Genomic DNA, 15,339 nt, shown 5'->3' with positions numbered 1-15,339 from the left:
CTTGCAAAAATGTCAAAGGAGGGTGTGGCATAAAAATACAAAGGTGCTTTTCATTAACGACTGGGTGATGATTTAAGGTAACTGGTCATTATATCATAACATCATTAAGAAAAACTAACCAGAATTTTCTTTTTTTGGTCACCCCTATCATACTTTCATATTGAGCACATTATTACGCTCTAACTGGTAATGACATCATTACAATATTAAACCAGTAAAAGGAGAGTTCACGTGAAAAAAACGATGATTACAGTACTGCTCGCCGGTGGTCTAGCTGTTAGCCCCACTATTATTCCCTTCGCCAACACTGATGTACAGGCAGTAAGCAAAGTGGAAGCAAAGGAATTGGGCGAGTCGACTCAGAAACAGTTACAAAACGATATTGCGCAGTTTTATAAAGATTTACAAGGATTCCCTACTTATTCCAGTTCTCATGCAGGTGGTGTGAGCGCTATCAGTGAGAGAGCTTTTGCCGTTGCGATTAACCCTGAAACGGTTCCAATTCTTGGTGCGGCTAGATTTGGCAAGGGGAGAGTAGTGGCAGCAGGTTTAAGTGAGTATTTTGACTTTACAAATACGGATTCAACAAAAACAGCTGTTTCAAGTAACATATTAAAATGGGTGACAGAAAAGGATCACCGACTACCTGTCCATTCAACGTACGAGGATGCTTTAAATGGCAAAGGGGAAATTACGATGGTGACAAATCGGGAAATCACTATCAGTCCCGATTTACCTATAGAGCTAAAACATGTAGATAATTTCTTATCCATTCATTTAAACCCATTAAAACACCAGGTTGTTTATGTTAACAACTTTCACCAGCCCCTATCAGATGAAGAAGTTCAAACATTGCTTAAATATGTGAAGCAGGGTGGAGCCGTAATCTTTGGAGAAAAGGGCTGGGTAATGGAAGGTTATCCGAAAGAATGGATGGCGAATGAAAACAGTAAGCCAAACCTTTCGGATTACGGTATTCAAAAATTCCTTAATGAAGTCGGACTATCATTAACTAATATTACAGCAACCACCAAGACAGCAACACTGCCGCCTCTCTCCTATGAAAAAGTACAAAATTATTATGTACCATCACTGATTGACAAAGCCAAGGCGATTGAAAATGGGGCGCTAGATGTCAACACCCTTGATATTGGTCCCGAAGGAGCGACACCAACTAAAAAGAAAGAAATTATTGCTCAAATTGTCAGTGGCACCATTTCCGGATTAGTAGAGGGCCATCCTCTTCAGCAAAAAGTACTATCTGACATAAATCGGCTTAACGTGACATGGCCTTTTATTAAGAGCGATTATCCCTATTCAAGTGCCCTTTTAGCCTTTCAGGTGAACAAAGCAAGCTTAGACCCGAACGGGGAGAAATCCCCATATGCCGACCATTTTCCAGGTCCGGTCCCACAGGATGCAGCTTTGATCAATAACAAAGAAATACAGGTCGATTTTGATTATGAGGATCTTAGCCACTTAAGAATGGGCTATCCCCCTGGAAACTGGATCAGTACAGGTCTTTATGCCCCTGCAGGAGGCATGATCACCATTGATGTCCCGGAAGGAACAGAGGATTTGTATGTTCAAGTCGGTTCCCACACAGATGTGTTAACGGGAAAACCTTCCTGGAGCCGTATGCCGGTGGTCGCATTGCAGCAAAAGCTTGAGCCTGGAACAAATCAAATAAAAAGCCCTTATGGCGGCCTTGTCTATCTCATTCCTAAAAAAGCAAAGGCTAATACCAAAGCAAATGTAAATATAAGCGGAGGCGTTGCCTCTCCAACCTTTGTAAAGGGAAAGACATCAAACGAGGAATGGCACAATTATATTAAAAACAATCCGGCCCCATGGGGTGAACTCGTGGGTGAGCACGTTATTTTTACATTGCCAAAGGAAATGTTATTAACCATTAAGGATCCATCGGCACTCATGGAACAGTGGGATACCATAACAGCCAGCTATAATACTTTCGTCGGCATTTCGCGTGAAATGCCTGTCCCTCATAGAAGCCCGGATAGACCGCACCGATATGTGGCAGATGTTCAGATTAGTGCAGGCTACATGCATGCAGGCTACCCAATCATGATTCCAATTGACCCGGCTGCTTCCCATGTAGTCGATCCGGAATTGGCATTGGTAAGAGGATGGGGCTTTTGGCATGAAATGGGCCATGAATACCAGCAAAATCCTTGGAAGTGGGGTGACATTACAGAGGTCTCTGTTAACATCTATACCCTTTTTATACAGGAAAAATTTACGGAAGTTCAAAGGCTTCTCCAAAAAAGTCCAGATGGGAAATCCCATTATGACAGAGCCTTTGAATTTATTGCCAATCCTTCCTCTTCGAAGAAATTTACAGACCTGGATGGGATGGATCAGCTGGTATTCTTTAAACAGCTTCAATTAGCTTATGGCTGGGACTTCTATACAAAACTGCATCTAGCCTATCGTGAGCTTGATAGCAGTACGCTTCCAACAACGGACCAGCAGAAGAAAGATATGCTTCTATATATGACTTCAAAAATAGCCGGCAACAACCTTGTTTCTTTTTACCAGAAGTGGGGATGGAGCATTACAGAGGAAGGGATTCAAAAGGTGAATGCTCTAAATCTCCCAGAACCTGAGGCTGCCGTTGAGACTTTAAGAGAATACGAATAACCAATAATCTACCATTTCATACGCAGTGTCGATTGCTTAGCCTTTCGGACTGCGTATGTGAAATAAAATGAAAGTGGTGAAAAAAATGATACCTCAATTCAAGAAAATTATGTATTCAAGCATATCCCTTCTCTTCTTAGCAACGGCAGCTATTCCTGCATCAGGCGCTGCAGAGGTTCAATCTTCAATCCAGACAAATGTGGCCCCAGCTGATTCAATCGAGAAAGACTATAACTTTTTCATAAAAGATTTAAATGGTATCCCTATTGTTTCTGGGAGCGGTGGTGTAGCTGCAATTGGTGAAGAAGCATTTCCTATTATTGTCCCAGATGCAATCTCCAATATGGCAGCATCCCGCTACGGGAATGGAAGGATTGTTTTAGCAGGTGATCAAAGATATTTTTCATTGCAAAATAATAAGGAGCCGCTAAGCTTGCTCTCCCGCAATATACTAATGTGGTTAACCGAGGAATCTGTTATGAATAATGGTATGGGAGCAAAATATACCGGAAGATACGAAGAAGCCTTAACTAACAAAAAGACATTGCGAATCGTCACTACTTCGGAGAAATTAACGGTTGACCCTTCGCTTCCTATTGATGTTGTTAAAGTAGACAAATGGGACAGAAGCACGTTAAACCCCAATAAATATACAGTTGCTTTGATCGATGAATCAGTTAAAGAGAATGAAGTTCCAATTCTTAAAAAATATCTAAATCAAGGCGGCAATATTATTGCCACCATAAACGGCGGTGATTTAGAGGGAATTACAAGAAATACACCTGTAGAAAAAAGAGCCCAGCTCGGAAACTGGAGAGGAATTCGTATCAGCGAGCATTACCCTGTCCAGAATCTGTTAAATAGGACTGGTTTATCCCTGCTTAATATGAAAACCAATACTTCAGGAACAATCAATCATATGACTGCAGATACCATTAAGGAAAATCACTTTTTAAACAGATTAATACAAGGAAAGAAAATTGAGGATGGAGTTTTAGGCTATGAAGATATTAACCTTGGGCCTGCCGGTACTGATAACGAAAAAAAGAAAAGCCTTTTATTAAGTGTCTTAATGGAGACCCTGGAAACCATAACACCAGATTCTCCCCTGTATGATTGGGCAGTTAAGGAAGCGGCCACATACGGTAAAGTTCAGTTTCCTATTAAAAAAGCGGAAATGCCCTATCGTAATTCTTTATTAAACTTCCAATTTACTCATTTCACTATTGATGCAGGAAATGAAAAGTCACCTTATGCTGATGAATTTCCAGGAAAGGTGTCAGAAACAGCACAACCTGTTCAGAACAAAAAGATATCTATTAATCTTGGAAACCCTGACCTTATGTACACTCGTGCATTACCAAGCAAGAACTGGATTAGCACTGGATTGTATGCACCACCAGGAAAAGACATAACCATTATAGTCCCCAAAGGTGTTGAAAATGTTAGTGTCCAAATTGGCTCACATGATGATGAATTAAATGGACTGTCAGAGTGGAAAAGGGTGCCGAACATTGTTCATTTTAAAAAGCTCACTCCAGGAACCAACGTGATCAGCAGCCCATACGGCGGTTTAATTTATTTTATTCCGATGATGACCAAAACTCCCGATCAGCAAGCGGATTTTTCAATAAGCGGTGCCATCGAAGCACCGTACTATGAAATTGGGAAGACAACCGAACAAGAATGGCAAAAAATAATGGCTAGCGGAGCCACTGCCCCGTTCGGTGAAATAAAAGGAGAAAAGCTCATTATAACCCTCCCATCTGAATACTTATTGGAACTGGAAGATCCCAGGCGCATCATGTCATTATGGGATGATATCATTACTGATTATGACCGTCTCGCAGGGCTGGATACACAAAAGGAAATGCCACATAAAAGATATCCGATCCCCTTCCGTATTGTTCTGGATAAACAAATTAAAGGCGGATTAATGCATGCTGGAAATCCTATCATGGTACCCATTGAATATGGTTCCACAAATTATGCGGCTTCCATCCTTAATGAAGCATATATCAAAAATAATGCTTGGGGATTCTGGCATGAAATCGGACATGAGTATCAGCAGGCTCCGTGGACATGGGGAGATCTTGGAGAAGTAACCGTCAATCTTTTCTCCCTTCTTACACAAGAAAAATTCAATAACCCCTCTCGTCTATTGGATGCAACCAATGGAAAAGACTCATATGACAGGGCTTTGGAATTTGTCATGGATACGAATCCTAAGAAGCTTTACAAGCAATTAGGAGACTTTGAAAGACTCGTCATGTTCCAGCAGCTTAGAATGGTTTATGGCTGGGATTTTTATACGAGCATCTTTACAACTTATAGAGAGATGCCGGATGATCAGCTCCCAGCAACAAATCAGCAAATGATCGATACTTTTGTGACAATTTCCTCCAAAATAGCAGGAGAAAACCTTGTAGAATACTTTTCTAAATGGGGGATTTACTGTTCGGAGGATACTCTATCCCTAATAGAATCGTTACATCTGCCTAAGCCTAAGACTGAAATCTGGCTAGTAAGAGAAGAGAAAAAATAATATTTAAATCAACACATTTGCCAAAAAGAGCAATGTTTATTTTTAAAACATTGCTCTTTCATTTTTGTGACTTCCTAGGGTGAGATGGCATACTTAAGTCATTCAATGTATAATTAGTGTATTCGAAAGAGATTTAATTAACTGAATAAGGAGTAATATATGATTATGAAAGATCCGCGATTACCCCTATATTTTCAATTGATGGATACCATCCTCGAAAAGATTGAACTTGGAGAACTGAAGGAGAATGAAAAGCTGCCATCGGAAAGAGAACTCTGTGAATTATATAGTGTCAGCCGTACAACCGTTCGTCAAACCATGCAATCTTTAGAACGTGATGGATATATTTATAAAGTACATGGGAAGGGAAGCTTTGTCTCTCCAAAAAAATATAATCAAAGCCTTATCCAATTTTATAGTTTTACCGAAGAAATGAAGAAAGCAGAAAAAGAACCCTCTACCAAAATACTTTCCTTTGAACAGATTATTTGTGAGGCTCACATTGCAAAAAAAATGAATTTATCAGAAGATTCAGATGTATTTAAATTAACAAGACTGCGATTAGCAGATGATGAACCAATGCTTTATGAAACCACTTATCTCCCAGTCTCTCGATTTGACAATTTAACAAAAAATCAGTTAGAAAATACGCCAATGTATGAAGTTTTTCATGAATTGTATAATGTAACAATTACCAAGGCGACGGAAACGTTCAAAGCTGTATCCACACGAACGATTGAAGCTGAATATCTTCAAATAATTGAAAATACCCCCAGCCTCATGTTTGAGCGTATAACCTATGAACACGATACCATTATTGAATATACTGCTTCTATTGCTAGGGGTGATAAGTTTTCATATACTGTAGAGTTAAAATAATTATTTAGTGTTTTCATAAACGAAAGAACTCCTTATTCTTCAAGAGGAACACATTTAAAAGGAGTTAGCTCTTGCTGCTGAATGGGTTCTCCTGCTTCATGAAATGAAGCAGGAGAACCCTCCCTGCATTCTTAAATAAAAACATACTTTTGCTGTAATTCACGTAAAATATATTCCTTTGTTTTCAATAGATGCTTAACCATGTCAGCTTCTACTAAAGGCGTGATTCGATAAGAAGGAACACTTACACTAAAGGCTCCGTAGGTTTGTTCATTCAAATAAAGGGAAACCCCTAAACAATACACATCCTTCTCTGCTTCATTATCATCTATCGCATAACCGTTTCTTTTTATATCCTGTAATTGCTTTAATAGGACCTCGGGATTTGTAATCGTGTTTTCGGTAATTGCCTTTAGTTCCACACGGTTCAAATAATCGATTACCTGATTTTCTGGTAATTCAGCCAAAACCGCTTTGCCCATAGCCGAACAATAAAGTGGTTTCGTTAATCCAATTCTTGAATTCAGACAAACGATAGATTTTTGCGATTCTAATTTATTCACAGTTAGAATCTCATCGCCTTCAAGAATACCTAAATGAACCGTTTCATCCAATTGAATTTGCATTTCTTTTAAATATGGATACGATATTTTGGAAATATCGAGATTGGCAAGATACTGATTAGCATATTTAATTAAACCACTTCCAAGTTCGAATTTTTTCGTCTCATGATGCTTTTTCACATATCCAATTAACAGAAGTGTATCTAATATCTTTAGGGCAGTTGAGCTTGTCAACCCGGTTTCCTGTGCTATCGTATTCAATGCCTGAGGTCCTTTTTTAGCGGCTAAAAAGTCCAGAATACTGGAAGCTTTAATAAGAACCGTTCCATATGGCTGTTTTTCTTTCTCCATCCACATACCTTCTTTCAGAAAGTTACTCTTTATTATACAGTGATTAGTAACGCAAATAAATGGAAGCAAATACTAGTCCAATTACTTAATCTTGTAACCACTAAAAGAATGCTTACCACCGTTAATTAGCCGTTCAATATTCCCTAGACGATCCACACTGAATTCAATTACATCATTACACAAAGTTGTATAGACAGCAGTTAGTTTATCCGTAGAATCAGTTAAAGAACAGGCATGAGAAAAGCATGCTTGATTCTTTTCTTTCATTGCCAAAATAAATGCATCTAAACTTACAATACCTAGACTCAGAGCGTTTTTGCATGATACTGCCTCCATGATTACCCCGTTCCACCCTGATGTAAACTGGCTTGTAATTGAATGCCGATCTTTTCTTTCTTCTATATTATATTTGTTCATAAGTTGAAAAGTTATATAACTGTCGCCTGCCCTTCCGTATCCAGATACATCCTCAAATATCCATTCTCCTTTAGGAAGACAGCCTGCAATACTTGGAAAAACCTCTTGATCTCCTTCAGGGACAGGCCATAATTGCATAACCATATTTTTGTAAAACATTACTTCCCCAAAAGAACTTTCATGCCGTTCATCCCCCAAAATGTATTTCTCACCTGGATGGAAGAAAAATGCTTGGTTCACACTGTTAGCTGTACCTTCTGTTAACGGCAATGTGATATCCCAGCGATGTTGTTCATTGTCAAATTCATTTACTCGTTCATAAATACCGCCAACAGCAAAATCAGGTTCTATATATACATACGTATGAACTTCTTTTTCCACATTTCCATCAACGTTTGCGAATTGAATTTTACGCATGATTTCCTCTGGTTTAGTTCTGTTGACCGAATCCTGCACAATTTCATCAGCAACTTTATACGTAAATAGTGCCGAACCTTCTAATCTAACAATTTCATTTGGCAAAGGAAAATCACCAAATTGAATATAATCCAATAGTGTATTTTTATCCTTCGGTGCATCGTGAGGCCACTGGCGTGAATGGGGGCCAGCCCATGTACCTTTCAAATAATAGTCTGCCCGCAACTTCCATAAGTGTTCAAGCAAATCATTCATTGCGGTACGCACTTCTGAATGTTCTACAACCTCCCAAACACAGGTAAAAGATTGAATCCAATGGAAATACCAGGGAAGAGCTCCATATTCCTTGAATCCGAATTGCTTAATATGTTGTAACATATAATTTGCCGACTGCAATCCCTCTTCTAGAAGCTTAAGATCATTAAATAGATGGCCAAGTAATAGTTTAAGAGAAGTATGCTTGGACTCATGATGATTCATATGTTTCAATGGCTGCCGGTAAACATTGCTTTTATATATATTCAAAATAGCCTGACTGCAGTAATGATTTACTTCCCTCGGTAATTCGGTTTGATATTTGTTATGGAATAATATAAGCAAACATCCCATTAATTCTACCGGAAGTGGATGAGGCTTTGCTGCGGCTGGATTGCTGCCTAAATTTAATGGCCAATGTCCATACATTGAATCTTGTGGATTCTTCTCCTGCAGCAATAATACTCTCATAATCATATCAAGAGCAATCTCTTTCCCCTTCTTACATTGCTCTACATTCCAGCTACATTCAAATTCTTTGTCTGTACAATAGGCAAATAAATGAATTGCGTAATAAAAATTATCTCGTATATCTTGATGAAACCAGAATCCACTTGGCAATAAAGTAAGTTCTAAAGCTTTATTAGCTGCCAATTCTACAATCTCTTTTCTTCGACTATTAACCGTAATAGTTGAATTAAGCATCCTTATCCACTCCTAAAAAAAGAATATAGCTAAAAATTCAGCTATATTCTTATGATTTATTCTATGATTATTAATGATTACCGTACTAACCAGCCGCCATCTACGGGTACAATTGCCCCATTCATATAATCAGATGCTTTACTTGCAAGGAAGACAACAACGCCTTGTAAATCTGCAGGAGTTGCCCAGCGTTCAGCAGGAATACGTGAAGTAATTTCAGCTTTGCGCTTGTTATCTTCAAGGATTGGAGCTGTATTATTTGTTTCTACATATCCCGGAGCAATAGCATTCGTTTGTACCCCATGAACGGCCAATTCATTGGCAAATGATTTGGTTAATCCCGCTACAGCATGCTTACTAGCTGTATAGGATGGGACAAATTTTCCGCCTTGAAATGAAAGCATAGAAGCAATATTAATAATTTTACCGCTCTTTTGTTCTACCATTACCTTTGCTACTTCTTGGCTTAGTAAGTAAACAGAATTCAAGTTAAGATTGATAACTGCATCCCAGTCTTCTTCTTTATACTCCACTAATGGCGAGCGGCGAATAGTTCCTGCATTGTTCACTAGAATATCAATTTTCCCATATACCTCTAAACATTTTGCTGCAACCGCTTTAATCGTTTCACGGTTTGATAAATCCCCTTGGAAAAATTCTACGCGGCGGCCTTCTGCCTCAATAAGCCTTTTTGTCTCTTCTGATCCGCTGCTATGAGTAGTAATAAACAAATCTGCGCCTGCTTTTGCAAGTGCAACCGCAAAGCCTTGGCCAAGACCCGTACTTCCGCCTGTCACGATCGCTACTTTGCCATCCAGTTTGAAATAATCTAATGAAAATTGTTGTAACTCATGCGTCATGCTTCATTCCTCCATTTCTGATTATTAAGTAATTTACTTTTCAAAAGAAGCAACTATATTGGAAGAGTAAAATTTACTTCAAATCTTGCATTCGAACATTGTCCATATCTTCATATGTAATGTTTTCTCCGCACATTGCCCAAATAAAAGTATAATCACTTGAACCTACCCCTGAATGAATTGACCAGCTGGGTGAAATACAAGCTTGTTCATTCGCTACGACAAGATGTTTTGTTTCATCAGGTCTGCCCATGAAATGGAACACACGCGTATCTTCCTTCATATCAAAATAAAGATACGTTTCCATACGGCGTTCATGGGTATGGCATGGCATTGTATTCCAAGCACTTCCAGGTGAAAGAATCGTATAGCCCATTTGAAGCTGGCAGCTTTCACATACATTCGGGTGAATATACTGATAGATGGATCGATGATTTAGGGTTGAGGATTCCCCCGTTACTTTAGGTTCAATTTTATCAATGCTGATTTTGACATTTGGATACTTATGATGAGCTGGTACAGATACAACATAAAATTTAGCTGGATTCGCTGGATCATCTGATTTAAATTGGATTTCTCCTGTTTCTTTACCTATGTAATAGCCGTCTTGTTTTTTCATTGAGTCTTCTGTTCCCTCGATGATGATGGAACCAGATCCGCCAATATTGATTACCCCTAGCTCACGGCGTTCTAAGAAGTATGAAACCCCTAGTTCAGTTGAAAGTTCAATGGTTAAAGGTTTATCTGTTGGTGTCACCCCGCCAAAAATCATGCGGTCGTTATGTGTATAAGTTAAAATCACTTCTCCTGGAACGAAATTTTTCTCTACTAAAAACTCTTTGCGCAATTGTTCTGTTGAATAGTGACGAATATCTTCTGGACTGTGTGTATAACGAGTTTCCATTATTATCTCTCCTCTTTATCGATTAATTTTGGCAGAAACATTGTCTAGCATATTTTCTACTTCTTTTACTGTAAATGGATTGCAATCACCAAAAACCGTATGCTTTAAACTTGAGCTGGCAGTTGCAAAGGATACATTATAGGTTGGATCTGCACCTGTGGCTAAGCCATGTAGTATTCCCGCCGCAAACGCGTCTCCTCCGCCAACGCGATCCACAATCGGATGAAGGTGATGAACTTTAGAAACATAGGTTTTTCCATCTTGCCATAGTGTTCCTTGTAAATTATTTGAAGTCGTTGATATAACTTCACGGATAGTAGAATAAAAAACTTGAATATTACTATATTTTTTATGCATTTTTTGATAATAATAATCTAGATTTGATTCGCTCGTTTGCTGCTCTGGAATCCCCAGCAAATATATCGCGTCCAATTTCCCCGCTGAACAATAATCTACAAACGGTAAAATTTTTCCAATGGCATTGGAGGCTTGTTCAGGATGCCATAGTTTTGAACGATAATTAATATCAAAGCTTATCTTTATATTCCTTTTTTTTGCCTCTTTCACCATTGTCAGTGTCATTTCTGCTAAGGTCTCTGAAAGGGCTGGGGTAATTCCTGATAGATGAAAGATAGATACGTTTTCAAATAATTGGTCAAGATCCCACTCTATCGTTTGCAGCGAAGCAAAGCTTGAGTATGCGCGATCGTAGGTAACGGATGAAGGACGTTCACCAGTCCCAAAATCGAGGTAATAGGTCCCTAGACGCGGACCTCCGAAAAGTAATTCTTTCGTGCTAACACCATATTTTTGCAGATGTTTTTTCGCCGCCAGTCCTAAGGCATTATCCGGTACCTTACTTGCAAATGTTACATTATGCCCTAAATTTGCTAGATTAATTGCAACATTTGCTTCAGCACCCCCATAATGAGCCTGAAAATTGATCGAATCACTTAAGTGGGTTCCGTTGTAGGTCGATAACCTTAACATTATTTCTCCAAAGGTAAGTATGCTGCTCATTGACACACCATCTTTATTTCATTGAATTTATCGATATATTCTTTTGCTATTTGTGTTACCTTCGTGTAATTCCCATGTTTTGCTGGTGCGAACAAACTGCCCCCTACCCCAACAGCAACACTGCCCGCGGTAACCCACTGCTCTATATTGTCCAGATTAATACCGCCTGTTGGCATGATATTCACCTGAGGCAGCGGTGCTTTAATCGCATTAATAAAACCGGGTTCAAAATGATTAGAAGGAAAAAGCTTAATAATATCTACTCCAGAACGAAGGGCAGCTGTCATCTCCGTGACTGTCATACAACCAGGAAGATATGGCACCTGATATAGATTACATAACTCTGCGATATCTTGGTCAAAAGCTGGGCTAACAATAAACTCTGCTCCAGACATAATAGCAATTCTTGCCGTTATCACATCAAGAACAGTCCCTGCCCCTATGACGATATCGGAATTATTCTGATAGGCAGAAACGGTTTCTTTAATTACTGATTCGGCATCAGGAATGGTAAATGTTATTTCTAACCCCGTTATGCCTCCTTGAACAACTGCATCAATGGTTCTAAGTGCCATTTCTTTTGATTCAGCACGTAATACCGCAATCACACCGCTTTTTTCAAGTTTGACTAAAGTATTCGCCTTTTTAATTGTATTCCCCTCCTTTTGATTTCCAAATAGGAAATCGAATTTTTTATTTGGAAATTTATATTTATTATAGTTGACCTATATAGGTTTTTCAATAAAAGTTTTGGAAAATTAAAAACGAACAGTGCTAAGTACTGTTCGTAAACTGTAAACGGGTACCTCCGGCAAAACACGGATTTACAGCGTTAAGGATATTTTAAAAAGGTCTAATTTCTCAACTTATTGTTTAGAAACTTTCAGTTTTTGTTGGTTTGGAAACAGTTCATATGCTTATTCCACAATTGTCTACGAGTTTCAATTTAATCCTAAGTTTAGAATACGATTTAATAATTAACTTTCCCTAAATCACATATGATACAAACGATTTAAGGAGATAACGTTCTATAAACTCGGCTAATCCATCATGTTCATGGTGTCCCGTCACAAAATCAGCTGCTGCTTTAACCATGTCGCTCGCGTTCCCCATTGCCACACCAGTACCGGCATGACGTAGCATCTCTAAATCATTAGGTCCATCTCCAATAGCTGCTACTTCATTTGGACTGATTCCATACTCACGAAGTAAGGTTTTTATCGCAGACCATTTAGACACATTGGGAGCAACTAATTCAAACCCGTCATTCCAATTGATGACCTCTGCTTCCTTTTCAAATAAAGCTGAAAACTCAGGACTTGGTGCACCTGTTCGAACACTATATTTTAGAACATCCTGGTAAGTTGCACGTCTTAAATCTCCAATATACCGGGGCGGAATTTGCCCAACATTTGTCCAATAATCGATTTCTTCATTTGTTTGCTTACAATATAGTCCGGTTGCTGTATGGATCATAACATTACATGGAATTTCAGCGGTTAGATGGTGGAATCGTTCTTCGTTCACTCGAACGGTTGTCATTTGCATAGCTTTTCCTGTCACTGCATCATGAATAGAGGCACCATTTAAACAGATCATTGGGGTTTGTAATTCAAGTTCTTTATGGTAGGGAACGGTTACTTCATAGTGCCGGCCAGTAGCCAGAAAAACCTGAACCCCCTGATGAATAAGCCCATAAATGGCTTCCATATTTCGGCTTGAAATAGTGTTTGAGGCTTTTAAAAGTGTACCATCCATATCAATAAATACTGCACGCACGTTCATTTATACTGCCTCCCCATTCGTTGATAACCCAATCATATCACCGGAATGTAAAAGCCATGTAAACTCTGTGTGCAGATTAAATAAAGTTTATTAGCAAGCAATGATCCATCTAACATTTAGTTGTGTTTATTATTATTTTTGAGTCATTTTTCCCGGGATTTTGGACATCCTCTTAATAGGCAGATTGCTAAGGAGTCAAGACGATGCCGAATGAGCAACCAGAAGGTAAGGATATTGAAGTTAAACAATACTTGGCGGCGTTCCAATACATAAGAGACATGCATTCTCATTTACTGTTACTCGGGATGGAGGCAAAGTGAAATGAACCGAATTTTATTGATCTTCTTATCTGTATTTTGTATCGCCCTATTAACCGCTTGTGGCGGGCGAACAACTGAAACAGATAATAATACAGATCGAAATAATATTGCACAGAATGATATTGTTAAAACCACCAATAGAAATAATTCCAATCATCTTCAAAATACACACGATCAATATAAAATGAAGTCGCAAATGGAAAAATTAGATTTCAGTGAAATTGATTTAGAGGTATCTTACGCGGAGCAAAAAGAGTATGAAGCTGAGATCAATCACGACAACTCAGGTTTTATTGGAGGGGAAGTTGATGATGATCTGAATAATAAACAACTGAGGGGAAAAGCTGCATTCGACAGTATTTATCCAAAAGTTGAAAAACTGACTTTTTCTAAAGGCACGAACAAAAAGGATGCTATTGATCAAATTCTACAGTCATTTGACCTTCCTGCAAACTATACTAAATTTGAGTTGGAAATCATCTTCAATGATGGCACTAAAATGAGATATGTGGATTAAAAAAAATACAGCCGAGGAAAAGTTCCTTGGTTGTATTTTTTTTAACTCTGACCTTCCCATAATGAACTAAAAACATAATTCCATATTGCTGTGGCAGTCTTTTTAGAAACAATCCAGGAGGATTTAACATTCTAACCCCAGATTAGTATAAAATGAGAAATAGTAATATTAACTAATGGCATAAGGGGCAATTTCTAAAGGAAATGAATGAGAAAAAAATTATAGCGCTTATAAACGAAGATATATGGATGATGGAAATATTGAAGGCAGTAAAATCATTGAATTTGCCTGACTGCTGGGTTTGTGCTGGTTTTGTTCGAGCAAAAATATGGGATACGTTACATCATTTCAGCGAGAGAACCCCTATACCAGATATTGATGTCATCTATTTTGACCCGGCAAACACGGAGGAATTAGAGGAAAAGAAACTAGAGAAAAAACTTAAAACCCTTAACCCTTATATTCCCTGGTCGGTTAAAAACGAAGCACGAATGCATATTAAAAATAGTATTCCCCCTTATACATCTTCTGTTGACGCCATATCCAAATTTCCGGAAACCGCAACAGCTTTAGGTGTTAAATTAGGTGAAGAAGACAATATCCTACTTACAGCCCCATGGGGAATTCATGATGTTGTTAATCTGGAGGTAAAACCGACTCCTTTTTTTGTCGAAACTAAAGATCGAATAAAAATATATGAGGACCGCATAACAAATAAGAATTGGAAATCAATCTGGGGGGAATTAAAAATCCACCATATTAAAAGTTTCTATTAAACTCCTTCATAGAACCTTCCTATGAGACAGGTTTTGCTATTCCTTAGCTTATTCTGTCCCATAGACTCTTTCTATGAGACAGGTTTTGCTATTCCTCAGCTGGTTCTGTCCCATAGACTCCTCCTATGGGACAGTTTTGCCGATCCCACTGCTGGTTTTGTCCCATAGAACCTTTCTATGAGACAGGTTTTGCTATTCCTCAGCTGGTTTTGTCCCATAGACTCCTCCTATGGGACAGGTTTGCCGATCCCACTGCTGGTTTTGTCCCATAGAACCTTTCTATGAGACAGGTTTTGCTATTCCTTTGCTGGTTCTGTCCCATAGACTCTTTCTATGAGACAGCTTTTTGATTTCTTAGTTGATT

Annotated in this window: 12 protein-coding genes; 5 read left to right on the top strand and 7 right to left on the bottom strand. The window is 38.6% G+C overall.

The annotated features are described in order from the left end of the window. Positions 1 to 231: 231 nt before the first annotated feature. From IE222_RS18095 to IE222_RS18085, 3 genes are all read left to right on the top strand, one after another. On the top strand, positions 232 to 2,661 hold the full coding sequence (locus IE222_RS18095) for a M60 family metallopeptidase (RefSeq protein ID WP_191275247.1): 2,430 nt from the start codon (positions 232 to 234) through the stop codon (positions 2,659 to 2,661). 85 nt (positions 2,662 to 2,746) lie between these two features. Further along, complete coding sequence (locus IE222_RS18090; protein ID WP_191275245.1) at positions 2,747 to 5,206, top strand: M60 family metallopeptidase; 2,460 nt, start codon at positions 2,747 to 2,749, stop codon at positions 5,204 to 5,206. 159 nt (positions 5,207 to 5,365) lie between these two features. Beyond that, a complete protein-coding gene (locus IE222_RS18085) occupies positions 5,366 to 6,085 on the top strand; it encodes a GntR family transcriptional regulator (RefSeq protein ID WP_191275243.1) in 720 nt (239 codons plus the stop codon). A gap of 131 nt (positions 6,086 to 6,216) precedes the next feature. Here IE222_RS18085 and IE222_RS18080 read toward each other — a convergent pair whose 3' ends face one another. From IE222_RS18080 to IE222_RS18050, 7 genes are all read right to left on the bottom strand, one after another. Further along, positions 6,217 to 6,999, bottom strand: a complete 783-nt coding sequence (locus IE222_RS18080) for an IclR family transcriptional regulator (RefSeq protein WP_191275241.1) — start codon at positions 6,997 to 6,999, stop codon at positions 6,217 to 6,219. Positions 7,000 to 7,080: 81 nt separating this feature from the next. After that, positions 7,081 to 8,793: a hypothetical protein gene (locus IE222_RS18075; RefSeq protein ID WP_191275239.1), complete on the bottom strand. Its 1,713-nt coding sequence runs from the start codon at positions 8,791 to 8,793 to the stop codon at positions 7,081 to 7,083. 77 nt (positions 8,794 to 8,870) lie between these two features. After that, on the bottom strand, positions 8,871 to 9,653 hold the full coding sequence (kduD, locus tag IE222_RS18070; RefSeq protein ID WP_191275238.1) for a 2-dehydro-3-deoxy-D-gluconate 5-dehydrogenase KduD: 783 nt from the start codon (positions 9,651 to 9,653) through the stop codon (positions 8,871 to 8,873). Between the two features lie 73 nt (positions 9,654 to 9,726). After that, positions 9,727 to 10,557 (bottom strand): 5-dehydro-4-deoxy-D-glucuronate isomerase, encoded by an 831-nt coding sequence (gene kduI / locus IE222_RS18065; RefSeq protein WP_191275237.1) that lies wholly within the window; start codon positions 10,555 to 10,557, stop codon positions 9,727 to 9,729. A gap of 15 nt (positions 10,558 to 10,572) precedes the next feature. Beyond that, positions 10,573 to 11,577: a sugar kinase gene (locus IE222_RS18060; protein WP_191275236.1), complete on the bottom strand. Its 1,005-nt coding sequence runs from the start codon at positions 11,575 to 11,577 to the stop codon at positions 10,573 to 10,575. Beyond that, positions 11,574 to 12,227, bottom strand: a complete 654-nt coding sequence (locus IE222_RS18055) for a bifunctional 4-hydroxy-2-oxoglutarate aldolase/2-dehydro-3-deoxy-phosphogluconate aldolase (protein ID WP_191275328.1) — start codon at positions 12,225 to 12,227, stop codon at positions 11,574 to 11,576. Before IE222_RS18055 ends, IE222_RS18060 begins: the two co-directional genes overlap by 4 nt. 337 nt (positions 12,228 to 12,564) lie before the next feature. Next, positions 12,565 to 13,362 (bottom strand): HAD family hydrolase, encoded by a 798-nt coding sequence (locus IE222_RS18050; RefSeq protein ID WP_191275235.1) that lies wholly within the window; start codon positions 13,360 to 13,362, stop codon positions 12,565 to 12,567. A 321-nt stretch (positions 13,363 to 13,683) separates the two neighbouring features. Between IE222_RS18050 and IE222_RS18045 the strand changes: the two genes are divergently transcribed. Then, positions 13,684 to 14,199: a YusW family protein gene (locus IE222_RS18045; protein WP_191275218.1), complete on the top strand. Its 516-nt coding sequence runs from the start codon at positions 13,684 to 13,686 to the stop codon at positions 14,197 to 14,199. Positions 14,200 to 14,402: 203 nt separating this feature from the next. Beyond that, a complete protein-coding gene (locus IE222_RS18040) occupies positions 14,403 to 14,975 on the top strand; it encodes a nucleotidyltransferase family protein (RefSeq protein WP_191275216.1) in 573 nt (190 codons plus the stop codon). Positions 14,976 to 15,339: the final 364 nt, after the last annotated feature.

Origin of the sequence: Neobacillus kokaensis (assembly GCF_014656545.1) — a bacterium.
Taxonomy (GTDB): Bacteria; Bacillota; Bacilli; order Bacillales; family Cytobacillaceae; genus Neobacillus; species Neobacillus kokaensis.
This window is presented reverse-complemented; position numbering and strand designations above follow the sequence as displayed.

Bases quoted from the DNA above. Each gene is read 5' to 3' on its own strand.
- IE222_RS18090 (WP_191275245.1), top strand. From the start codon at position 2,747: ATGATACCTCAATTCAAGAAAATTATGTATTCAAGCATATCCCTTCTC.
- IE222_RS18085 (WP_191275243.1), top strand. From the start codon at position 5,366: ATGATTATGAAAGATCCGCGATTACCCCTATATTTTCAATTGATGGAT.
- IE222_RS18080 (WP_191275241.1), bottom strand. From the start codon at position 6,999: ATGGAGAAAGAAAAACAGCCATATGGAACGGTTCTTATTAAAGCTTCC.
- IE222_RS18075 (WP_191275239.1), bottom strand. From the start codon at position 8,793: ATGCTTAATTCAACTATTACGGTTAATAGTCGAAGAAAAGAGATTGTA.
- kduD (WP_191275238.1), bottom strand. From the start codon at position 9,653: ATGACGCATGAGTTACAACAATTTTCATTAGATTATTTCAAACTGGAT.
- kduI (WP_191275237.1), bottom strand. From the start codon at position 10,557: ATGGAAACTCGTTATACACACAGTCCAGAAGATATTCGTCACTATTCA.
- IE222_RS18060 (WP_191275236.1), bottom strand. From the start codon at position 11,577: ATGAGCAGCATACTTACCTTTGGAGAAATAATGTTAAGGTTATCGACC.
- IE222_RS18050 (WP_191275235.1), bottom strand. From the start codon at position 13,362: ATGAACGTGCGTGCAGTATTTATTGATATGGATGGTACACTTTTAAAA.
- IE222_RS18045 (WP_191275218.1), top strand. From the start codon at position 13,684: ATGAACCGAATTTTATTGATCTTCTTATCTGTATTTTGTATCGCCCTA.
- IE222_RS18040 (WP_191275216.1), top strand. From the start codon at position 14,403: ATGAATGAGAAAAAAATTATAGCGCTTATAAACGAAGATATATGGATG.